Below are 20,904 nucleotides of genomic sequence, written 5' to 3'. Positions count from 1 at the left end.
GACCGGCGGGACCCGCAGGACGGGCCTGTTCGGCGCGTTCGGGAAATCGAGCAAGGCCGCAGGCGGGGCGAGGGCGGGCCGGACGAGCAAGGCGGCAGGCAGGGCCGGTAAGGCGAGCAGGGCGGGAAGGTCCGGCAGGGCGGGCGGGAGCGGGCCGGAACCCGCCCCGCGCGAACGGCATGTCCTGGCCTTCCCGATCCGTCTGCTCGCGATGACGTGCGCCTTCGGGTTCATGGTGGCGTTCGCCGTGGTGCTGGCCCGGCTGACACTCGAGCCCTCCCCCGCGTCGGCGGCGCTCGCCCACACCAATCTGCATCCGGGCCGCTCGCTGCGCGCGTATCTGGATCAGCCGGCGCTGCGGGACGCCGTCAAGCAGATCGGCGGGAACATCCTGCTGGGCGTCCCGTTCGGGATCCTCGTCCCGGTCGTCGCCCCGCGCGCCCGCGGAGTGCTGCGGGTGCTGCTGCTGACCGCCCTGGTGATGCTGCTGGTGGAGTTCGCGCAGGGTGCGCTGATCACCGGGCGCGCCTTCGACATCGACGACGTCATCCTCAACACCACCGGCGCGCTGATCGGCTACGTGCTGCTGGGCCGCCGGATGAGCCGTGCGGTGCACGCGCGGGAACGCCGGGACTGAGGACCCGCCGCCGCCGTGCAACCTCTGCGGCGGGCTGACGCGTCCAGCGCACACCCGGCGGCACGCGGTCGGTGCCGCCCGGCCCCGGCGGCACACCCGCGGCGCCCGGTGACGCGCCCGCCGGCTCTCAGTGCCGCGTCCAGGTGAACTTGTCCCCGCCCACCCAGCGCACCACGTCAGGGTCGTCCAGGTCGTGGACCGTGATGCCGAACGCGGCAGCCACCGAGAGGACGTCGGTGACGGACCTGGCCTCGCCGACCACTTCGCCGTCGATCTCGACGATCCGGAACGGCGGCGTACAGGGCTGGACCCCCAGCACCAAGATGCGCGGTCTGGAGACATGCGGGCCCAAAATGTCACTCATGCAAGAGAGCGTAGGCCGCATTCCGGTCGAAAGCCTCGCGGCCGGCCGATCGATCGGCCACGCGGTGCGCCCCGCCCGCCGCTGGGGAACCCTGGTGGTGGAGGTCACCATGGATCCCCTCGAGGCACTGGACCGGATCGCCTTCCTGCTGGAGCGGTCCCTGGCGCCGGGCTACCGCGTCCGCGCCTTCCGCACGGCGTCCCGCGTGCTGGCCTCGCTGCCCGCCGGCGCGGTGCGCGGGCGGGCGGCCGACGGGTCGCTGGAGTCGCTCAAGGGTGTCGGCCCGAAGACCGCGCAGGTGGTGCGGGAGGCGCTGGCCGGACAGACGCCCGGCTATCTTCGGAAACTGGAGGACGAGGCCGCCGAGCCGTACACCGGGGCCGGTGCGCGGCTGCGCGCGCTGCTGCGCGGGGACTGCCATCTGCACTCGGACTGGTCGGACGGGGGCAGCCCCGTCGAGGAGATGGGCCGGGCCGCGGCGGCACTCGGGCACGAGTGGGCGGTGCTGACCGACCACTCCCCGCGGCTGACGGTCGCACGCGGTCTGTCGCCCGAGCGGCTGCGCGAGCAGCTGGAGGTGGTGGCGGAGCTGAACGCGGCATGGGCGCCGTTCCGGCTGCTGACCGGCATCGAGTGCGACATCCTCGACGACGGCTCGCTCGACCAGGAACCCGGGCTGCTGGAGCGGCTGGACGTCGTGGTGGTGTCCGTGCACTCCAAGCTGCGCATGGACGCCCGCTCGATGACCCGCCGCATGGTGGCCGCCGTACGCAGTCCGCACTCCGACGTCCTCGGTCACTGCACCGGACGGCTGGTGACCGGGCGGGGACGGCCGGAGTCGGAGTTCGACGCCGACGAGGTCTTCGCCGCCTGCGCCGAGACCGGCACGGCCCTGGAGATCAACAGCCGTCCCGAACGGCTCGACCCGCCGCGGCGGCTGCTGCGCCGTGCGGTGGACGCCGGGGTGCTGTTCTCGATCGACACGGACGCGCACGCGCCCGGCCAGCTGGACTGGCAGATCAACGGCTGTGCCCGGGCGGAGGAGTGCGGGGTGCCCGCCGAGCGCGTGGTGACCACGTGGTCCCTGGACGACCTGCTCGCCTGGACCCGCGAACGCCGCACTCCCGCGGGCGTGGCACGCCCCTGACGTGGTACCCGGGCGAGGAGCGAGCGAAGGAGCGTGCATGGAACGGGCGGCCGTCTTCGATGTCGACGGGACTCTCGTCGACACCAATCACCTGCACGTGGTGACCTGGTGGGAGGCCTTCCGCCAGGCGGGCCACACGGTACCGATGCACTCCATCCACCGGGCCGTCGGACTCGGCTCCGAGGACCTCGTCGCCCGGCTGCTCGGCGAGGGGCGCAAGAAGGAGCAGGACGCCGAACTCAGCGCCGCGCACAAGACGTTGTACGGCCAGTACTTCGACCGACTGCCCGCGCTCCGGGACGCCGGACGGCTGCTGCGGCGCCTGGACCACGAGGGCTGGACGGTGGTCCTCGCGACCTCCGCGAGCGGTCCCGAGCTCTCCGCCCTGCGCCGCGCCATCTCCGCCGAGGACGCCATCACCGCCACCGCGAGCGCCGAGGACGTCCAGCAGGGCAAGCCGGCACCGGAGCCCGTCGAGCAGGCCCTGGAGCTGGCCGGGGTGCCGCCTGAGCGCGCGGTCCTCGTCGGGGACACCGTGTGGGACATGAAGGCGGGCAGCCGGGCGGGGGTGCGCTGCGTGGGGGTGCTGTGCGGCGGGATCCCGCGGGCGGACCTGGAGGAGGCGGGAGCCACGGCCGTGTACGACGACCCGGCCCATCTCCTCGCGTGCCTGGCGGACAGTCCCTTCGGGACGCGGTGACGCACATCACCCCGGGAAGCGGCGCGGGAAGGAACACCTCGGAGAGGTTGCCCGTTGAACGACACGTGGGTGCGGATGGGACAGTGTCCCCGGGCCTCACCATTCGCCCACAGGGACGATCGTTCGGCTGAAGCCCTGTGGAGCCTTTCGCCGAGAGGCGACCGCCATCCGTGCCCGCCCTCGAACGGCCCCGACCGGCCTCCCCCGTCCGGTCGGGGCTTTCGTCTGGGAGTCGGGTCCCCGGCGCCCGCGGGTCGCGCTTGACTTCGAGAGCACTCGAATTCGTAGCGTTCCCGGCATGAGCACTGCACAGCACAAGATCGGATCCGGCTTCGGCGCCACCAGCACCGCCGACGACGTCCTGGCGGGCATCGGCCTCAGCGGCAAGCTCGCGATCGTCACCGGCGGCTACTCGGGTCTCGGCCTGGAGACCACCCGTGCGCTCACCGGGGCGGGCGCCCGCGTGGTGGTGCCGGCCCGCCGCCGCGCCACCGCCGAGGAGGCGCTGGCCGACGTGAGCGGCGTCGAGGTCGACGAGATGGACCTCGGCGACCAGGAGAGCGTGCGCGGCTTCGCCGAGCGGTTCCTCGCCTCCGGGCGGACCGTCGACATCATGATCGACAGCGCCGGGATCATGGCCTGCCCCGAGACACGGGTGGGGCCCGGCTGGGAGGCCCAGTTCGCCACCAACCACCTCGGCCACTTCGCCCTGGTCAACCGCCTGTGGCCGGCCATCGCGCCGGGCGGCGCCCGGATCGTCTCCGTCTCCTCCCGCGCCCACCACTTCTCGGGCATGCGCTGGGACGACGTCCAGTGGACGCGGGACTACGACAAGTGGGGGGCCTACGGTCAGGCCAAGACCGCGAACGTCCTGTTCGCCGTCCACCTCGACAAACTCGGCCGCGACGCCGGCGTGCGCGCCTTCTCCCTCCACCCCGGCGGCATCCTCACGCCGCTCCAGCGGCACATCCCCAGGGAGGAGATGATCGAGCGCGGCTGGATCGACGAGGCCGGCAACGTGCTCAACCCCCAGGGCTTCAAGACGCCGGAGCAGGGCGCCGCCACCCAGGTGTGGGCGGCCACCTCGCCCCAGCTGGACGGCCTCGGCGGCGTCTACCTCGAGGACTGCGACATCGCCGAGCCGGCGGTGGACGGCGACCAGAGCTCCGGCGTCAAGGCCTGGGCGACCGACCCCGAGCAGGCGGCCCGCCTGTGGGAGCTGTCGGCGGAACTCACCGGCGTCAACGCCTTCGGCGCCGCCTGAGCCCTCCGCCTCCGGCGCCGCGGCACGCCGGCCCCGGCACCGCCGTGGCCGTTCGCCCGACTGCCCCACTCCCCGAGCGCGCTGCCCTGCCCGACCCGCTCAGTGCTTGTCCGGCTCCGCGGGCCCGTACAGGGCGGCCGCCGCGCCCGTCATGAGGGCCCAGTAACGGTCGCCGTACGACCAGTGCCACCACTCGGTCGGGTAGTTGACGAGACCGGCCGCGCCGAGCGCCCGTCCCAGCAGCCCGCGACGGGCGCGGGCCTCGGCGGAGATGTTCGCCGCGCCCGTGCAGCAGGCCCCGTCACTCTGCTCGGGGTCGGCGTTCATCGGAGTGCCCAGGTCGAGCTCGCGGCCGTCGGAGTCGGCGAGGGTGAGGTCGACGGCAGCGCCGGCGCTGTGCGGCGCGATCTCGGGCGGAGAGACATAGCGGCTGGCTGCGGCACGGATGCGGTCCGCCGGCCACCGCGGGTGCCCGGCGCGCAGCTTCGCGGCGTACTTCTCGAAGTACGAGCGCTGCAGGGCCGGTGGCCGGTACCCCTCGACGAACAGCAGGCGCAGGCCGTCCGGCAGGTGCGCCTGCGCGGTGACGAGGCGGTCCAGGACACCCTGGCGCAGGTAGACCCCCGCCCCTTGGGAGTCCTCGTGCTTGCGGTCGTCGACCAGCAGCGCCTCTCGTACGTCGACCAGGCGCTCACCGCTCTCCCGCACCGGTATCGCGGCCACGCGGGCGTCGGACATCAGGATGATCTCGCTCATGGCCCGATGATCTCGCGCCCGCCGCCGAGCGGTCCGCGTGTCTCCCCTCCGGCCGGGTACTCGGTCGGCTCGCTTCCGGCGGGAGGGCCGGAGCGTGGAACCGGGCGGCCGGAAGGAGCCGAAGGTGAGCAGTACGACGGGCAGCAGGATCGTGGTCACGGGCGCCACCGGCAATGTGGGCACCAGCGTGGTGCGGCAGCTATCCGAGGATCCCCGGGTCGGGTCGGTGCTGGGCCTGGCGCGGCGGATTCCCGACTGGTCGCCCGCGAAGACGGAGTGGTCCGCGGTGGACCTGGCGTCCGAGCGGTCGGACCTGGCCGACATGTTCGCGGGCGCCGACGCGGTCGTCCATCTGGCGTGGGCGTTCCAGCCGACGCACGACCCGGCGACGACCTGGCGCACGAACGTGCTCGGGAGCATCCGGGTGTTCGAGGCGGTGGCGGCGGCGCGGGTGCCGGCACTGGTGCACGCCTCGTCGGTCGGCGCGTACTCGCCGGGGCCGAAGGACCACGCGGTGGACGAGTCCTGGCCCACGCACGGCTGGCCGGACGCCGCGTACTGCCGGGAGAAGGCCTATCTGGAGCGTGCTCTCGACACGTTCGAACGTGAGCACTCCGAGGTGCGGGTGGTCCGGATGCGGCCCGCCTTCCTCTTCAAGCGGGAGTCGGCGAGCGAGCAGCGCCGGATCTTCGGCGGCCGTTTCCTGCCGGGCCCGCTGGCCCGCCCGGAGCTGCTTCCCTTCCTCCCCGACATCCCCGGTCTGCGCGTCCAGGCGCTGCACACCGACGACGCGGCCAAGGCGTACGTCCTCGCGGTGGGCTCCGAGGCGCGCGGCGCCTTCAACCTGGCGGCCGAACCTCCCGTGGACGTGGAACTGCTCGGCGAGATGCTGGGCACGCGCCCGGTACGGCTGCCCCGCGCCGCGGCCCGCTCGGCGATCGCCGCGGCTTGGGGCCTGCACCTGCTGCCCGCCTCACCGCACCTGTTCGACGCGGTGCTGCGGCTGCCCCTGATGGACTGCACGCGCGCACGCGTCGAGCTGGGCTGGCGCCCGGAGCGCTCGGCGACCGAGGTGCTGGAGGAGTTCCTGCAGGGCCTGCAGCGGGGCGAGGGAGCCCCTACGGAGCCGATGAAGGGCCGCAAGGTGGGCTGACCCGCGACCGCCGGGGTCCGGCGGCGGGGCCTGCCGCCGGGGTCAGGCGGGGGACTCGTCCGGGGAGGGGTGCTCGGGATGGACCGTGGCCGAACGCGGCCCGTCCTGACGCCCCGCTCCGGCCTCGTCGGTGTCGGGCACCTCCCCGCCCGCCTCGTCCTCCTCCCCGGGCGGCAGCGGGATGTCCAGCGGGTCCTCGCCCTCGCGAACCTGCTGATCGGGCAGGTCCCGCGGCACGGGCTCGCCGTCCCGGCCAAGGTCGCGCCTGTCGGCCACGGCGTTCTCCCTTCATGTGGTGGAGGGCATCTTCATGTGGTGGAGGGCATCGCGAGTACCTCCGCCGCCCTGACCGAAACGTGCCGCCGTCCGCCTGCCGCCGTCCGCGAGCCGCGGCCACCGCGGCACCCCCGAGGGCCCGCGGGAAACCGCACGACCGGCCGGGGGCGCACGCACACCGCCGACCAGCCAGGGCGCACCAGCACCGCCGACCGGCTGATGACGCACCCACCCCCGCCGACCGGCTGATGACGCACTCGCCCCCGCCGGGCGGCGCACACGGCGCCCGCCGGGCGCCCAGCTGCTCGAAGCCCAGCGCCTAGTGCGGTGCCCGCTCCTGCAGCGCCGTCCGCCACGCCGGCGCCGGGCCCTCGGGCGGGGGCTCCGGCCGGCGCCCGCCCCGGGCGAAGAAGCCGGCCAGGGGCAGAATCGCCGCGCCGACCGTCACCGCGTCGGGCCCCAGCCGCCCGAGCTCGACGGTCACCTTCTCCGCCGGATGCCGCAGGGCGTAGGACGCCGCGTACCGCCGCACCGCCGGCAGGAACCGCGCCCCCAGCTGAAGCCCGGCCCACCCGCCGATGAGGATGCGCTCGGGCTGGAAGAGGTTGATCAGATCGGACAGGCCGGCACCGAGGTACTCCGCGGTCTCCTCCAGTACCGCCAGGGCGACCGGGTCCGCCTCCGCACCCGCCGGGGGGTACGCCGCGGCCAGCATCGCGGTCAGCGCCGTCTCCTCGTCGACCCCCTCGGGCGGCCGTCCGCCCTCCTCCCGCCAGCGCTCCAGCAGGGACTCCGCGCCCGCGTACGCCTCCAGGCAGCCGAGGGCGCCGCACCGGCAGCGGCGCCCCCTGACCCGTACGGTCAGATGCCCCCACTCGACCGCCCGGCCGTGCTCCACCTCGGGGGTGACGAGACAGGCGCCCACGCCGGAGCCGAACAGCACGACGACCGCGTTGCGCGCGCCGCGCCCGCCGCCGAACCACATCTCGGCCTGGCCGAGGGTCTTGGCGCCGTTGTCGATGAAGTACGGGACCGCGTCGGGCAGTTGCGAGGTGGAGCGCAGCAGGTGCTCCAGCGGGACCGCGTCCCAGCCGATGGTCTGGCCATGGACGACGGCACCGCGGTCGGGGGTGCGCTCCACGATGCCCGGGACGCCGATGCCGACGCCGAGCAGCCGCTCGGGGGCGATGCCGGCCTCGGCGAGCACCTCGGCGACGCCGTCGCGGATGTGGCCGACGATGACCTCGACCTCGTAGCGCTGCTGCTCCAGGGGCCGCTCGGCGCGGGCGAGTTCGGTGAGGGTCAGGTCGAACAGCTCGATCCGCACCCGGGTCTCGCCGACGTCGACGCCGATCATGTGGCCGCTGGCGGGTGCCACGCGCAGCAGCGTGCGCGGACGGCCGCCGTCGGAGTCGACGCTGCCGGCCTCCTCCACCAGTCCGTCCGCCACCAGGTCCGCGACGACGTTGCTGACCGAGCCGGAGCTGAGTCCGGTCGCCGGGCCGAGCTCGAAGCGGCTGAGGGGCCCGTCGAAGTAGAGCCGCTGCAGCACGACCGTGCGGTTGGCCCGCCTGAGGTCGCGTACCGTGCGTCCGTTCCGCCCCGCAGCCATGTGGCTCCCTTCGCACCCTGTTCGACCTGCAACATACCTCCGGGTGCGGGCGCGGCGCGACTTCCTCCTACCCTTAGTTCATGCTGTGAGCTAAGACGGGGCCGCGACGCGCCCGCTTCGGACACGGCCGGTTCCTCCTCCGGACGGGTCCGGTGCGTCGTCCGGAGGCGGCCGGTGCCTCATCCGGACGCGGCCAGTGCCTCGATCTCGTCGAGGGCCGCCACGAGTTCGGGAGCCACCAGCTTCTGGACCCAGCGGTCGTGCTCGGCGCCGGCCTCCCGCGGGACCGTCTCGGTGAGCATGATCAGGTAGAGGTAGACGCGGTAGAGCGCGAGGCGCAGAAGCGCCGGGATGTCGAACTCGGCCCGTCCGCCGGCCTCCCGGTATCCCGCGAGGAACGCCTCGTCCTTCCTGATGTCCCCCAGCAGCGCCAGCGAGACGAAGTCGGCCAGCGGGTCACCCCAGAACATGCGCTCGCCGTCGATGAGTCCGCCGATCCGGGGCTCGCCCGCCGAGCGGTCGACGAGGATGTTGCCCGGCCACAGGTCGAAGTGGACGAGGCTCGGTGTCGTGACCTCCTCGAGCGCGGGATACGCGGCGCGAGCGGTACGGGCCACCTCGTCGGCGGAGCGGGGCAGCCGGGCCCGGTAGTGGCGGGCGTCGTCGAGGACGGCGTCCAGCATGCCGGTGAAGGCGCTGCGCCAGTGGCGCGACAGGGGGCCGAGCGCACCGGACGGGTAGCCGAAGGCCGGTCCGGTGACCCGGTGCAGCCGGGCCACCTGCCTCCCCAACTCCGCGCGAAGCACGGCCTGCTGGGCATCGGTGAGCCAGGATCCCCAGGCCTCGCCCGGACACGCCGTCATCAGCAGGTGACGTCCGGCGGCGTCGCCCCCGAGGGACATCAGGCGCGGCGCCGGCACGCCGGTGGCGGCGGCGCAGCGGTAGAACTCGGCCTCGGAGACCAGCAGTCGCTTCTCGTAACTCAGCCCGGGGGTGTCCGGCGCGAGCTTCAGTACGTAGCGGCTGCCGTCGGTGAGCCGGAGCTCCTCGACCGTGTTGTAGGTGCCGCCGTCGAGGGGGCGCACGTGGACGAGGCGGTCGGGAGGGATCTTCGAGCCCTCCAGAATGCGCCGGGCGCGTTCCCAGGAGTCCACCACCGTCCGCCCACCCCTCCCCTGCGCTCGGCGGGCCGCGTCCGCGTCCTCGCCGTACCGCCGTCCGGGGCCGGCGTGTCCGGCCGCTCACCGGCGGCCGCGGCGTCCCGGTCCGGCACGCGGTCCGGCACGCGGTCCCGGTACAGCCTACGGAACGCGTCCCGCGTTCCGGGCGGCATTCGCTTCACCCCGCCCCGGGCTCGCGCCGTCCGCGCCGGGCCCGGGGGCCGGGGCGGTGGTGGCGCGCGGGATCAGACGGGTCGGCAGGACCACGTGCCGTCTGGGGTCGGCGTCCGGGTCGTCGAGCAGTGCCAGGACCAGGTCGCCGGCCACCCGGCCCATGTCGGAGGGCGACTGGGCCACGGTGGACAGGTCGAACCACTCGGCCACCGGCTGGTCGTCGAAGCCGAGGACGGACATCCGCTCGGGCACCTCGATCCTGGACCGGCGCAGGGTGCGGACGAGTGAGGCGGCGAGCTCGTCCTGTTCGGCGAAGACGGCGGTGGGCGGCTCGCGCAGGCTCAGCAGCCGGCCGATCGCCTCCACGACGGCCCGCTTGTCCTCGGGCGGCGCGGCCACGACGAGCGAGTCGTCCCGGGGGACGCCCGCCTCGGCCAGCGCCTGCCGGTAGCCGAGCAGCCGCCCGTGCGAGCTGAAGGAGAAGCCGGTGGCGCCCTGGGCCTGCACGAAGGCGATCCGGCGGTGTCCCAGGTTGAGCAGGTGCCGGGTGCCGTCACGGGCCCCGGCCACGTCGTCGACGTAGACACTGGGCCGGCCGCCGGCGTGCTGGCTGACGTAGACCACCGGCATGCCCAGGTCGTCGAGCCGGGCGCACTCCTCGTCGGTGAGGTCGAAGCAGAAGACCAGCAGTGCGTCGGCGTTGCGGCGGGCCGGGAGCCGCTCGAAGAACGAGGCGCGCTCGGCCAGGTCGGGTATGACGTAGACGGCGAGCTCCAGGTCCGCCGCCCGCAGCATCGGGCCGAGGCTGGAGAGGGCCGAGCCCATGAACCACGAGTTGAGCGTGGGCACGAGCACCGCCACGACGCCGGTCCTGCCGGTCACCAGGCTCGAGGCGTGCCGGGACACCGCGAAGTTCAGCTCCCGCGCGGCCGCCTCGACGCGGGCCCGGACGCCCGGCGACACGTTCGACAGCCCGCGCAGGGTGCGCGACACGGTCGATGCGGAGACCCCGGCGCGTTCGGCGACATCGGTCATCGTGGGGTGCCGTTGAGCTGCTGGCATGGGCGGACGTTAGCACAAACGTGCACGTACCCACAGGCCCGGATGACAGCGCTGCCAGCCACTTACCGGCGCGTAACGCATTGACGCGCCGCCCGCTGCTCTCCTAGCGTGCAAACGTTGTCCCACAAAGGTCATGGATGTCCTGGACGGACACGAAGACGCAAGGGAACACCGACCCTCGGACGCCGCCGACCTGTACGAACACTCCTGCCGCGGTCGTGACAGCGCAGCCACCGCACCTCCGGGCGGCCGGTGCCGCCGAGTGACCCCGCCGTCCCGCTGATCCACGAGGAGAGCGCCCCGACATGCCGACCAGCACCGAGCCCTGGTGGCGCGACGCCGTCATCTACCAGGTCTACGTCCGCAGTTTCGCCGACGGCAACGGTGACGGCGTCGGCGACATCGCCGGCATCCGCTCCCGGCTGCCGTATCTCAGCCGGCTCGGCGTGGACGCGATCTGGATCAACCCCTGGTACAAGTCCCCGATGGCCGACCACGGTTACGACGTCGCCGACTTCCGGGAGATCGACCCGCTGTTCGGCACGGTCGCCGAGGCGGAGCAGCTCATCGAGGAGGCGCACCGCCACGGGATCCGGGTCATCCCCGACATCGTGCCCAACCACACCTCCGACCGGCACGCCTGGTTCCGGGCCGCGCTTGCGGCCGGGCCGGGCAGCCCCGAGCGGGAGCGCTACGTCTTCCGGTCCGGCCGGGGGCCCGGCGGCGCCGAGCCGCCCAACGACTGGATGTCGTGCTTCGGCGGCCCGGCCTGGACCCGGCTGCCCGACGGCGAGTGGTACCTGCACCTCTTCGCCCCCGAGCAGCCGGACCTCAACTGGGAGAACCCGGAAGTGCGGGCGGAGTTCGAGTCGATCCTGCGCTTCTGGTTCGGCAAGGGCGTGGACGGCTTCCGCATCGACGTCGCGCACGGGCTGATCAAGCATCCGGAACTGCCCGACCTGCCGCCCCGGCCGCAGGCACCGGCCGAGGGCGGCAGGCCCGGGCACTTCGACCATCCGCACTGGGACCGCGACGAGGTGCACGACATCTACCGCGCCTGGCGGCGGGTGGCCGACGAGTTCCCGGGTGACCGCTCGTTCGTCGCCGAGGCCTGGGCGGACACCCCGGAGCGGCTCGCCGCGTACGTCCGCCGGGACGGACTGCACACGGCGTTCAACTTCGACTTCCTGATGTCGAGCTGGGACGCCAAGGAACTGCGGGCCGTCATCGACGACTCGCTCGCGATGCTCGGCGCGGTGGGCGCGCCGGCCACCTGGGTGCTCTCCAACCACGACGTCGTGCGCCACCCCAGCCGCTACGGCCGCAGGGTCGTCAAACGGTGGGTGGCCAACGAGACCTACCGGCCCGAGGGCCCGCTGGACCTCGAACTGGGCACCCGGCGGGCCCGCGCGGCCGCCCTGCTGATGCTGGCGCTGCCCGGTGGCGCCTACGTCTACCAGGGGGAGGAGCTCGGGCTGCCGGAGGTCGAGGACCTGCCGGAGAGCGTCCTGCAGGACCCGGTCTGGGAGCGGTCCGGACACACCGACCGGGGGCGTGACGGCTGCCGGGTGCCGATCCCGTGGTCGGGGCGCAGCGCGCCGTACGGCTTCAGTCCGCAGGACGCCTCGGCCGAACCCTGGCTGCCGCAGCCGGAGTTGTGGGGGGACCTCAGCGTGGCCGCGCAGAGCGGTGACGAGCACTCGATGCTGGAGCTGTACCGCGGCGCCCTGCGTCTGCGCCGCGAGCACCCCGCCCTCGGCGACGGGTCGCTCACCTGGCTGGACGCGCCGGCCGGCGTCCTCTTCTTCCGCCGCGACCCGGGCTTCCGGTGCGTGGTGAACCTCTCCCCCGGGCCGTACCGGCTGCCCGGGGACGGCTCGGTCCTGCTGGCGAGCGGACCGGTGCGCGACGGCATGCTCGCACCCGACCACGCGGCCTGGCTGTCGGCGTGAGCACACCGCGGTGAACCCGCCGCGGGCGGGCCCGCCCACCGGGCCTCCCGCCCGGGGTCGCCCGACGAGCCGCGGCGCCGTCGGCCGGGCCCCCGCGCGCCGGGACAGCGGCCGGTCCCGCCCCGCCACGACCGCCACGCCCGGGGCGCGCATGCCCGCGTCCGCCCGCCGGCGCGGCGAGCGGCGGGGAGGCGAGTCCCCGGGCCGGCGGGTCGCCCGCGCAGGCGTCCGCCGGTGATCGCGACACCCGCGCCTCCTTCGACGCGATGGCCGTGCGCGGGCGTGAGAACCTCGAGACGGCTGGTGCCCTGGGTACTCGCCCGGTGCGATGTGCCCATGGATACGGAAGGAGCACGGCCCGAGGATGCGACAAGTACGTGAGTGGACCGCGTCCCTCGTCCGGTTCGTGAGGCGCCGCCGGGACCCCGTGGTCGTGCAGACGCTGCGTTCGGCGGCCGCCGCGACCATCGCGTACGTCGTCGCGCTGCGGCTCAGCCCCGAGCCGGCGCCCCTGACCGCCCCGCTGACCGCGCTGCTGGTCGTCCAGGTGACCCTCTACGCCACGCTCACCAACGGCGTCCGCCGGGTGAACTCGGTGGTGACCGGGGTCCTGGTCGCCATCGCCTTCAGCCTGCTGGTCGGTCTGACCTGGTGGAGCCTGGCCCTGCTGATCGTGGCCTCGCTGGCGGTCGGGCATCTGGTACGGGTCGACGAGTACGTGCCCGAAGTGGCGATCAGCGCGATGCTGGTCCTCGGCGTCACGACCGTGGGGGACACGGCCTGGGCACGGGTGGTGGAGACGCTGATCGGCGCGGTCGTCGGGCTCGGCTGCAACCTCCTGCTCCCACCGCCCGTATGGGTGGACGCGGCGGGCGAGTCGGTCGAAGGGCTGGCCCGCCGGGTGCGGCAGCTGATGCTGCGCATGGGCGAGGAGGCCGCGGGCCGCACCCCCGTCGAGCGGGCGACGCAGCGGCTGTACGAGGCGCGCCGGCTCGATCACGACATCGTCGAGGTGGACGCGGCCCTGCGGCAGGCCGAGGACAGCCTGCGGCTCAACCCGCGCGTGCGGGAGGGGCTGCTGCACCGGGTGGTGCTGCGGACCGGGCTGGACACGCTGGAGATCTGCACGGTCGTGCTGCGGGTGCTGGCGCGCACCTTCACCGACCTGACCAAGGAACGCGAGCCCGAGCCGCTGTTCGCGCCCGCGACGGGCGCCGCCGTGGAGCAGTTGCTGTCGGAGATCGCCGACGCGGTGGTGAGCTTCGCGGTGCTGGTGACCAGCCACGTCAGCGCGAGTGCCGAGTCCGCGGAGTCCCGGCTGGCCGCCGAGCTGCGGCAGGCGGCGACCACCCGCGACAAGCTGGCCCAGCTGCTTCTCGAGGAGGTCCAGCGCGACGCCCGTTCCTGGCAGCTCTACGGCGCCGTGCTGACCGAGGTGAACCGCATCATCGACGAGATGGACACCGAGCACCGCTCGCGCCGGCTCTTCGAGGAGCTGGACCGCAACGCCCGTGACCAGCGCGAGCGGATGCCGCGGCTGACCAGGCTGCGGGAGAGCCTGCACGACTCGGAGCTGCTGCGGGTACCGGAGGTGCTGCGGCGCAACCGTCCCGGCACCGCCCGCCGCGCCAGGTGACACCGGCGTCCCCTCCCGCCTTGGGCGCCGGAGGCACGCACCGGTCCGGTGGGCCGCCATGGCCCTGCGCGCGACCCGGGTCCCCGGTGTTGCGGGCAGTCCGCCGCTCGTCTTCCACGTGGTCGGCGGCAGCGGTGCGCTGCGGCTCGCGGGCGAGCCGTTCGCCTCACCCGTCGCCGTCTGCGCGCTGCCGCTGCAGGGCGCGCGGGCAGGATGCGGCGCCGGCCTGTGCGAGCTGGACGCGCAGGCGCTCCGTGAGCTGCGCTCCTTCGCGCGCCCGTGGTGGGCGCACGCCCCGGGCGCGGCCGAGTCGGGTGAGCCTTGTCCGGTCACGGAGGTGCGATGACTCCCAGCAGCGCCCGGGCGCACAGGTCCCGCACCTGCTCCCGGGTCAGGTCCGAGCGCCGTAGCCACTCCAGGCAGACGGCCGTGGTGAAGGCCAGCCAGCCGCGGACGGCCAGCCGGAGGTCGGGGCGCCGCCGGGCCTCCTCGCCCAGTTCCGGGTCGGCGGCGATGGTCGCCAGGATCTGCCGCTCCTGCGCGGCGAGCGCCCGCTGGTAGATCCGGCGGATGGTCCGGTCCCCCGCGGCGTCCGCGCGGTGGAAGGCGCGGAAGCCGTGCGCGTGGGCGTGGGCGTACTCCAGGAACGTGTCGAGTCCGGCGGCCAGTTGCTCGCGCGCCGGCACCCCGGGCACGGCCGCCGTCATGCGCAGCATCCGCTCGCTCTCGCGCTCGACGACCGCCGCGAAGAAGTCACGCTTGGTCGGGAAGTAGTGGTAGAGCAGCCCGCGCGAGACGCCCGCGATCTCGGCGACCTGCTCGATCCAGACCTCGTCGTACGGGCTCTCCGAGAACAGCCGCGCCCCCACCGAGAGCAGCTGCTCCCTGCGCTCCTCGGTGCTGAGCCGGCGGCGGGTGCGCCCGCCCTGGTTCGCGGCCATGCCCGCACCTTACTTGACGCCGGTTCAACGGCAGGACCAGACTGAGCCCCGTTATTGAACTCACGTACAACGACGCACGACAGCTCGACCTGCCGCTGATTCAAGGGAGATCGCGTCATGGCGGAGACGACGACGGAAGCCGGACCGCAGGAACGTGCCCCGCTGCCGAAGGGCTTCAGGAGCGCCGAACAGGGCTGGCCCGAACTCCACCGCATCCCGCGTCCCCCGCGCCGCGTCCCCCTGCTCGGCGACATCATCGGCGCCGACCGGCGCACCCCCGTCCAGGACTCGATGCGCTACGGCCGGCAGCTGGGGCCGATCTTCCGGCGCAAGGCGTTCGGCAAGGAGTTCGTGTTCGTGTGGGGAGCCGCCCTGGCGGCCGACCTGGCGGACGAGGCGCGCTTCGCCAAGCACGTGGGTCTCGGGGTCGCCAACCTGCGGCCGGTCGTCGGGGACGCGCTCTTCACGGCGTACAACCACGAGCCGAACTGGCAGCTGGCGCACGACGTCCTGGCACCGGGCTTCAACCGGGAGGCCATGCAGGGCTACCACCCGATGATGCTGGCGGTGGCCGAGCAGCTCACCGGCCACTGGGACCGCGAGCTGGCGGCGGGCCGGGCGGTGGACGTGCCGGGTGACATGACCAAGCTGACGCTGGAGACGATAGCCCGCACCGGCTTCGGGCACGACTTCGGCTCCTTCGGGCGCTCCCGCCCGCATCCCTTCGTGTCCGCGATGGTCGGCACGCTGTCCTACGCCCAGCGGCTGAACACCGTTCCCGCGCCGCTGGCCCCGTATCTGCTGCGCCGGGCCTCGCGGCGCAACGAGGCGGACATGGCCCACCTCAACCGCACGGTCGACGACCTGGTCCGGGCCCGGCGGGCGGGGGACGGCGGCGGCAGCGGGGACCTGCTGGACCGGATGCTGGAGACGGCCCACCCGCGGACCGGGGAACGGCTGTCCGCCGAGAACGTCCGCCGCCAGGTCATCACCTTCCTGGTGGCCGGCCACGAGACGACGTCGGGCGCGCTCTCCTTCGCCCTGCACCACCTCTCCCGCCATCCCGAGGTCGCCGCCCGCGCCAGGGCCGAGGTGGACGCCGTGTGGGGCGACGCCGAGCTGCCCGGCTACGACCAGGTGGCCAGGCTGCGGTACGTGCGCCGGGTGCTGGACGAGTCGCTGCGGCTGTGGCCGACGGCGCCCGCCTTCGCGCGGGAGGCCCGCGAGGACACGCTGCTGGCCGGCGAGCATCCGATGCGGCGCGGCGCCTGGGCGCTGGTGCTGACCATGATGCTGCACCGCGACCCCGCGGTGTGGGGCGCCGACGCGGAGCGGTTCGACCCCGACCGGTTCGACCCCGGGGCCGTACGGGCCCGCGCCCCGCACACCTTCAAACCGTTCGGGACGGGGGCGCGGGCGTGCATCGGGCGGCAGTTCGCGCTGCACGAGGCCACGCTGGTGCTCGGCCTGCTGCTGCGCCGCTACGACCTGCGCCCCGATCCCGGCTACCGGCTGCGGGTCACCGAGCGGCTGACGCTGATGCCGGAAGGGCTCCGGCTGCACCTGGAGCGGCGCCCGGCGAGGGCCGGGGCGGCCGCTGCCCCGGCCCTCGGCGAGGCGCCGTCAGACGCCCGCTGTCCAGTGCGCGGGGCGGGTGACTGAGGCCGGCAGCCGCGTGCCGGCGCTGCCGCGGGCCGCGTCCACCTGCGGCTGGGTGAGGAAGAAGGCGCCGGTCAGATCGGCGTCGGTGAGGTCGGCGTCGCGCAGATCGGCGCCGAGCAGGTCCGCGCCCCGCAGGTCGGCCCGGGTCAGGTCGGCGGCGATGAGACAGGCGCCGCGCAGGTGCGCACCGCGCAGACCGGCGCCCCTGAGCCGGGCTCCCATCAGGTCGGCCCCCCGGCGGTCCTTCCCCCGGCCGCCCGTGCCTGCCCGCACCGACTCGCTCACCTTCAGCAGGAGGTGGCCGACCTCCTGCCGGTGCGCGGCCACGTCCAGCGCGGCCAGCTGCTCGGGGGTCCGGCGGGTGAGCTCCTCGGTCGCCGTGAGCACGCGCCGCAGCTCGTCCCCGAGCGGTCGCGCCGCCGGCAGGGTCAGCGCCTCGTTCAGGTACCAGAGCAGCTCATGCAACTGCCGCACCACGGGGAACACTTCGAACATGCGCCGCGCCCGCTCGGCCGGCCCGGCACGCCAGTCCTGCCCGCCGAAGGTCACCTGCGAGACCTTCTGCCCCGCGCCGAAGCAGTCGTAGACGGTGCAGCCGCTGAACCCCTCGTCCCGCAGCCGCGTGTGAATGCCGCACCGGTGGTCCTCCCGCAGGTTCGGACACGCCTGGCCGGCCCGCTTGTCGATCGCGAAGTCGGCGGAGGCGGCGAAGGGCAGGGCGACACAGCACAGCCCGAAACAGCGCGCGCAGTCACCACGCAGGTCGCCCCGGCCGGCCATCTGATCTGACATACCGCCAAGGATATCCGGGGTGGGGCGGTGACCTGCGCCTTCCTACGAGTCGTGCCGCCGCGGACCGGAGCGGCCGGCCCCGGCGGCCCGGGCGGCGGCCTCCGCCTCCCCGATCGCCTGGACCAGTTCGGCGATCTTCGCCTTCTTCGACCGGATGCCGCGCTCCAGGAGGCGCAGGTGGGCCGACGACTCGGGGACCGCGGACTCGAACTCCGCCAGACGGCGGCGCTCCACGGTCAGTTCGGTTCTGAGGCGGGACGCGGGGTCGGGGGGCGGGGGCGGGTCCGAGCCGTTGAAGACGACGTTGTGTCTGGGGCGTTCGGTGAAGACGGCTTCCCTTTCGGCGGCCTCGGCGTCCGCCGGGTAGTCGATCCGTACGCCGATGACGCCGGGTCCCCAGGGCTGCTCCCGCAGGTGGGTGCGCACCCGTGTGAGCGGACAGACCGATATGCCCACGTAGAGCAGGCCCTCGAGGCCGTACAGGCGGTACAGCGCCGTCCTGCCGCCGCCGTGCAGGCTGCCCTCCTCGTCGAACAGGCCGCGCAGGAACCGCGCGTCGACCTCGCTCATGCCGCCGTCCCCCTTCCCTCCCGCTTCCCTCCCGTCTGTCCTCACGGTCGCACGGGGGTCTGACATCGGCCGCGGCGCGAGCGGACCTCACCGATGACTTCCGGGCCCGGACGACGGGGGACTGCTCCCGGGCGCCGACGGGCCCCCCGGAGGGGCGCTTCCCCGAACGCTCCCACGCCTCAGTACCGTTGCGCCTTGACCAGTTTCGGGGTCAACACCGGCTGGGGCGGCTTGCGGCTGACGGCGACCGGCTGGGCCTTCTCGCCGGGGGCCAGGTCCTCGGCGCCGACATAGCGGGTCTCCACGGCCTTGCCGGAGGAGTCGAGGAAGTCGACCTGGACGGCGTAGGACGCCTTCTTGCCGGACTTGTTGGTGATCGTCACCACCACGGCGAGCAGCCCGCCGGTCTGTGCGCGCGGTTTGCCGGTCATGGTGACCTCGGACATCGCGTTGCCCGGCGCCTTGACGTCCTTCAGTTCGCTCTGGGCTGCCCTGTTGGCGCGCTCGGTCTCGGCCGACACGGACGCCTCGAAGGAGGAGGCGGCCGCTGAGGCGGACGCCGCCCTCGAGGAGGCCGCGGCGCGCGCCGATGCCTCCGCCGAGGACATGGCGGAGGGCGGTGTGCCGGAGAAGGAGGCGGTGTCCGGCGCGGTGGGCCGTTCGGTGGACGGCGTGCTCGGACCGCCGCCGCCGTTGTCCGAGCCGCACGACACCAGGGTCATGGTGCAAGCGGCGACCAGGGCCAGCGTGCCGGCCACCGGCCGGGACCGGCCCGCTCGCGCCCGGGGGGAAGCCCCTGCCCTCATCCTCGACGTCCTCTCCCGCGACCATGGAAATACGGCGAGATGAACCTTATGCCGGAATATGTCGCGGGGCATGTCGTCGGGCGGGCCCCGGCCGGTCATCGCGGCCGGAGTCCGGCCCGGTCACCGGCTGAACAGCTCGAAGGCCACGGCCGGCCTGCCGCCGAACCGGTCCGCCATCCGCTCGGCGTTGCCGGTGAGGAATCCGCGGACGTACGTCTCCGGGTCCTCGTCGGTCAGCACCTCGATGTAGGTGCGGTGCTCCAGCAGTGAGCGCACCGCCCGTTCGAGTCCGGGCGAGGCGTCCACCGCGTGCGTGGGAGAGGCGGTGCCGGCGACGGCCACCCACCGCACGCCGTTCCAGGGCTCCAGGCCCTGCTCGGCCAGTTCGGGGAAGATCCAGCGGTTGCCGGCGTCGCCCGCCGCGTCGAGCGCGGCCCGGCCGACGGCGACGTGGTCCGGGGTGTTCCAAGCGACGCCGCCCCAGGTGTCCCGGTGGTTGAGGGTGATCACCAGCTCGGGCCGGTGCCGGCGGATCGCGGCGGCGAGGTCGCGGCGCAGGGCCGTGCCGTACTCGATCACCCCGTCCCTGTGGTCGAGGAACTCCACCCGCGACACCCCGACGACGGCCGCGCTCGCCCGCTGCTCACGCTCGCGCAGCGGGCCGCACTCGGCGGGGTCGAGGGTGTCGATGCCCGCCTCTCCCCGGCTCGCCAGCACATAGGCGACCTCACGGCCCTCGTCGGTCCAGGCCGCGACGGCGGCCGAGCACCCGTACTCGAGGTCGTCCGGGTGCGCCACGACCGCGAGGGCGCGCTGCCAGTCGGCGGGCATGGGCTTCAGCTGGGCGGGCTGCGGCTCGGTCATGCTCCGCAGACTAGTACCGCGACAGGCCCCGTCCGCCCGTGGCGGCGCCGTCAGGCCTCGTCACGGGTGAGGGCGAGCAGCCGGTCCAGGACCCGGGGGCCGCCGGCCCGTACGCCGTCGTGCTCGAACTCGTCGGTCACCCAGGTGCGCAGACCCCGGATCGTGCGGGCGGTCCGCAGGGCGTGGCCGGTGTCGACGTACATGTCGTCGTGGTAGACGGCGGCCGCGGCGGGGACCTCGTTGGCGGTGAGGCGGGCGGTGTCGTAGAGCGGCTGCCAGTCGGTGCGGGCGGCGAGGAGTCCGGCCGTCTCGCGCAGCGGGCGCAGCGCCGGGTCGCACTCGAACATCCACGGGTGGACCGACTCGCCGGTGAACAGCAGCGGTCCGTCGCCGGCCAGCGTCTTGGCCGCGTCGAACTGCGGGAACTCGGCGCGGACCCGTTCGGCCGACCAGGCGGTGGGGCGCTCGTCCTGTCCGTAGATGGCCTCGTGCACCAGGGCGTACAGCGGGTGGCTCGCGTACGACAGCAGGGACTGGGCCGCCTCCTGGAACGCGTCGGAGAGCTCGGGGCCGCGCGGTGTGCGGACGAAGGCGTCCTCCAGGAGGTAGTGCAGGCGGTGGCTGCCCTCGCTGCCGCCGAGCATGATGCCGAGGGACTGGAACGCCTCGACGGTGAGGCGGTAGCCGTTCGGCAGGCTCACGTCGTGGGTGAGGAGGTGGTCGGCGATGCGGCGGGCGCGTTCGACGTCCTGGGGGTAACGGGCGTAGTGCGCGGCGACCTTGCGCTCGATGCGGGGGTAGGCGGCGCGGTAGACGTCGTCGGCGTGCGCGTCGAGGGAGGGCAGACCCCCTGTGATCAGGGCGGCGGCGAGGCCCTCGGGCGCACTGGAGAGGTAGTGCACGGTGCAGAACCCGCCGAAGCTCTGGCCGAGGACGCTCCAGCGGGCGCCGCCGGTGACCTGGCCGCGGATCGCCTCGCAGTCGCGGACGATGGCGTCGGCCCGGAAGTGGGCGAGGTAGTCGGCCTGTTCGGCGGGGCCGCCGCGCAGCGCGAGGGTCTGGCGGTTGGCGGGGGTGGAGTGCCCGGTGCCGCGCTGGTCGAGGAGCAGCACCCGGTGGTCCTTCAGGGCGCGGCCGAGCCAGGACTGGCGGCCGACGAAACGGTTCGCCCCGAAGCCGGGGCCGCCCTGCAGGTAGACCAGCCACGGCAGGTCCGCCTGTGCCCTGTCGCTCGCGACGACCTCGCGGGCGTAGAGCTCGATGGTCTCGCCCGCCGGGTCGTCGTGGTCGAGGGGCACGGTGAAGCGGCGGTCGGTGAGGACGACGCCGGGCTGACGGTACGAGGCGGTCAACGGGTCTCCAGGGACGGACGGATG

20 protein-coding genes and 1 pseudogene are annotated in these 20,904 nt (G+C 74.0%); 8 read left to right on the top strand and 13 right to left on the bottom strand.

Going from position 1 to position 20,904, the window contains the following annotated elements; genetic code table 11:
* Positions 1–25 precede the first annotated feature (25 nt).
* Positions 26–637: a VanZ family protein gene (locus tag ACJ9NR_RS34715; protein WP_412491826.1), complete on the top strand. Its 612-nt coding sequence runs from the start codon at positions 26–28 to the stop codon at positions 635–637.
* A gap of 127 nt (positions 638–764) precedes the next feature.
* On the opposite strand, the gene ACJ9NR_RS34710 is transcribed toward ACJ9NR_RS34715, so the two are convergent.
* Positions 765–1,001, bottom strand: a complete 237-nt coding sequence (locus ACJ9NR_RS34710; protein WP_412490703.1) for a hypothetical protein — start codon at positions 999–1,001, stop codon at positions 765–767.
* A gap of 109 nt (positions 1,002–1,110) precedes the next feature.
* Here ACJ9NR_RS34710 and ACJ9NR_RS34705 point away from each other — a divergent pair, with 109 nt between their 5' ends.
* The 3 genes from ACJ9NR_RS34705 (at position 1,111) to ACJ9NR_RS34695 (ending at position 4,112) form a co-directional block, all read left to right on the top strand.
* Positions 1,111–2,148, top strand: a complete 1,038-nt coding sequence (locus ACJ9NR_RS34705; protein WP_412491827.1) for a PHP domain-containing protein — start codon at positions 1,111–1,113, stop codon at positions 2,146–2,148.
* A gap of 37 nt (positions 2,149–2,185) precedes the next feature.
* Positions 2,186–2,848 carry an HAD family hydrolase gene (locus ACJ9NR_RS34700; RefSeq protein ID WP_412490704.1) on the top strand — a complete coding sequence of 221 codons (663 nt, stop codon included), beginning with the start codon at positions 2,186–2,188 and terminating at the stop codon, positions 2,846–2,848.
* Between the two features lie 298 nt (positions 2,849–3,146).
* Complete coding sequence (locus tag ACJ9NR_RS34695) at positions 3,147–4,112, top strand: SDR family NAD(P)-dependent oxidoreductase (RefSeq protein ID WP_412490705.1); 966 nt, start codon at positions 3,147–3,149, stop codon at positions 4,110–4,112.
* Between the two features lie 99 nt (positions 4,113–4,211).
* On the opposite strand, the gene ACJ9NR_RS34690 is transcribed toward ACJ9NR_RS34695, so the two are convergent.
* Positions 4,212–4,868 (bottom strand): M15 family metallopeptidase, encoded by a 657-nt coding sequence (locus tag ACJ9NR_RS34690; protein WP_412490706.1) that lies wholly within the window; start codon positions 4,866–4,868, stop codon positions 4,212–4,214.
* Between the two features lie 124 nt (positions 4,869–4,992).
* On the opposite strand from ACJ9NR_RS34690, the gene ACJ9NR_RS34685 reads away from it, so the two are divergent.
* Positions 4,993–6,021, top strand: a complete 1,029-nt coding sequence (locus tag ACJ9NR_RS34685) for an SDR family oxidoreductase (protein ID WP_412490707.1) — start codon at positions 4,993–4,995, stop codon at positions 6,019–6,021.
* A gap of 42 nt (positions 6,022–6,063) precedes the next feature.
* Here ACJ9NR_RS34685 and ACJ9NR_RS34680 read toward each other — a convergent pair whose 3' ends face one another.
* The 4 genes from ACJ9NR_RS34680 to ACJ9NR_RS34665 form a co-directional block, all read right to left on the bottom strand.
* A complete protein-coding gene (locus tag ACJ9NR_RS34680) occupies positions 6,064–6,297 on the bottom strand; it encodes a hypothetical protein (protein ID WP_412490708.1) in 234 nt (77 codons plus the stop codon).
* A 319-nt stretch (positions 6,298–6,616) separates the two neighbouring features.
* The gene (locus tag ACJ9NR_RS34675) at positions 6,617–7,909 is read right to left on the bottom strand and encodes an ROK family transcriptional regulator (RefSeq protein WP_412490709.1); all 1,293 of its coding nucleotides are present in this window, start codon (positions 7,907–7,909) and stop codon (positions 6,617–6,619) included.
* 179 nt (positions 7,910–8,088) lie between these two features.
* On the bottom strand, positions 8,089–9,066 hold the full coding sequence (locus ACJ9NR_RS34670; protein ID WP_412490710.1) for a phosphotransferase family protein: 978 nt from the start codon (positions 9,064–9,066) through the stop codon (positions 8,089–8,091).
* A 144-nt stretch (positions 9,067–9,210) separates the two neighbouring features.
* Entirely contained in the window at positions 9,211–10,305 is a 1,095-nt protein-coding gene (locus ACJ9NR_RS34665) for a LacI family DNA-binding transcriptional regulator (protein ID WP_412490711.1), read from the bottom strand.
* 305 nt (positions 10,306–10,610) lie between these two features.
* On the opposite strand from ACJ9NR_RS34665, the gene ACJ9NR_RS34660 reads away from it, so the two are divergent.
* Both ACJ9NR_RS34660 and ACJ9NR_RS34655 read left to right on the top strand, forming a co-directional pair.
* A complete protein-coding gene (locus tag ACJ9NR_RS34660; RefSeq protein WP_412490712.1) occupies positions 10,611–12,257 on the top strand; it encodes a glycoside hydrolase family 13 protein in 1,647 nt (548 codons plus the stop codon).
* Between the two features lie 364 nt (positions 12,258–12,621).
* Positions 12,622–13,893: an FUSC family protein gene (locus ACJ9NR_RS34655; RefSeq protein ID WP_412490713.1), complete on the top strand. Its 1,272-nt coding sequence runs from the start codon at positions 12,622–12,624 to the stop codon at positions 13,891–13,893.
* A 166-nt stretch (positions 13,894–14,059) separates the two neighbouring features.
* Here ACJ9NR_RS34655 and ACJ9NR_RS34650 read toward each other — a convergent pair.
* Positions 14,060–14,224: pseudogene (locus ACJ9NR_RS34650) on the bottom strand (DUF2470 domain-containing protein); the annotation flags it as partial.
* A complete protein-coding gene (locus tag ACJ9NR_RS34645) occupies positions 14,223–14,834 on the bottom strand; it encodes a TetR/AcrR family transcriptional regulator (RefSeq protein ID WP_412490714.1) in 612 nt (203 codons plus the stop codon). The pseudogene ACJ9NR_RS34650 and the gene ACJ9NR_RS34645, both read right to left, overlap by 2 nt.
* A 117-nt stretch (positions 14,835–14,951) precedes the next feature.
* On the opposite strand from ACJ9NR_RS34645, the gene ACJ9NR_RS34640 reads away from it, so the two are divergent.
* Positions 14,952–16,496 (top strand): cytochrome P450, encoded by a 1,545-nt coding sequence (locus tag ACJ9NR_RS34640; protein ID WP_412490715.1) that lies wholly within the window; start codon positions 14,952–14,954, stop codon positions 16,494–16,496.
* Here ACJ9NR_RS34640 and ACJ9NR_RS34635 read toward each other — a convergent pair.
* From ACJ9NR_RS34635 to ACJ9NR_RS34615, 5 genes are all read right to left on the bottom strand, one after another.
* A complete protein-coding gene (locus ACJ9NR_RS34635; protein ID WP_412490716.1) occupies positions 16,458–17,288 on the bottom strand; it encodes a pentapeptide repeat-containing protein in 831 nt (276 codons plus the stop codon). The genes ACJ9NR_RS34640 and ACJ9NR_RS34635 overlap by 39 nt on opposite strands.
* 42 nt (positions 17,289–17,330) lie before the next feature.
* Positions 17,331–17,858: a GIY-YIG nuclease family protein gene (locus ACJ9NR_RS34630; protein ID WP_412490717.1), complete on the bottom strand. Its 528-nt coding sequence runs from the start codon at positions 17,856–17,858 to the stop codon at positions 17,331–17,333.
* Positions 17,859–18,037: 179 nt separating this feature from the next.
* Complete coding sequence (locus ACJ9NR_RS34625; RefSeq protein ID WP_412490718.1) at positions 18,038–18,664, bottom strand: FxLYD domain-containing protein; 627 nt, start codon at positions 18,662–18,664, stop codon at positions 18,038–18,040.
* A 120-nt stretch (positions 18,665–18,784) separates the two neighbouring features.
* Complete coding sequence (locus tag ACJ9NR_RS34620; RefSeq protein WP_412490719.1) at positions 18,785–19,528, bottom strand: PIG-L deacetylase family protein; 744 nt, start codon at positions 19,526–19,528, stop codon at positions 18,785–18,787.
* 50 nt (positions 19,529–19,578) lie between these two features.
* Positions 19,579–20,880, bottom strand: a complete 1,302-nt coding sequence (locus ACJ9NR_RS34615; protein WP_412490720.1) for an alpha/beta fold hydrolase — start codon at positions 20,878–20,880, stop codon at positions 19,579–19,581.
* Positions 20,881–20,904: the final 24 nt, after the last annotated feature.

Source organism: Streptomyces sediminimaris, from assembly GCF_047049295.1.
Taxonomy (GTDB): domain Bacteria; phylum Actinomycetota; class Actinomycetes; order Streptomycetales; family Streptomycetaceae; genus Streptomyces; species Streptomyces sediminimaris.
The sequence above is the reverse complement of the archived record's forward strand: the minus strand, read 5'-3'. Positions and strand labels throughout refer to the sequence as shown.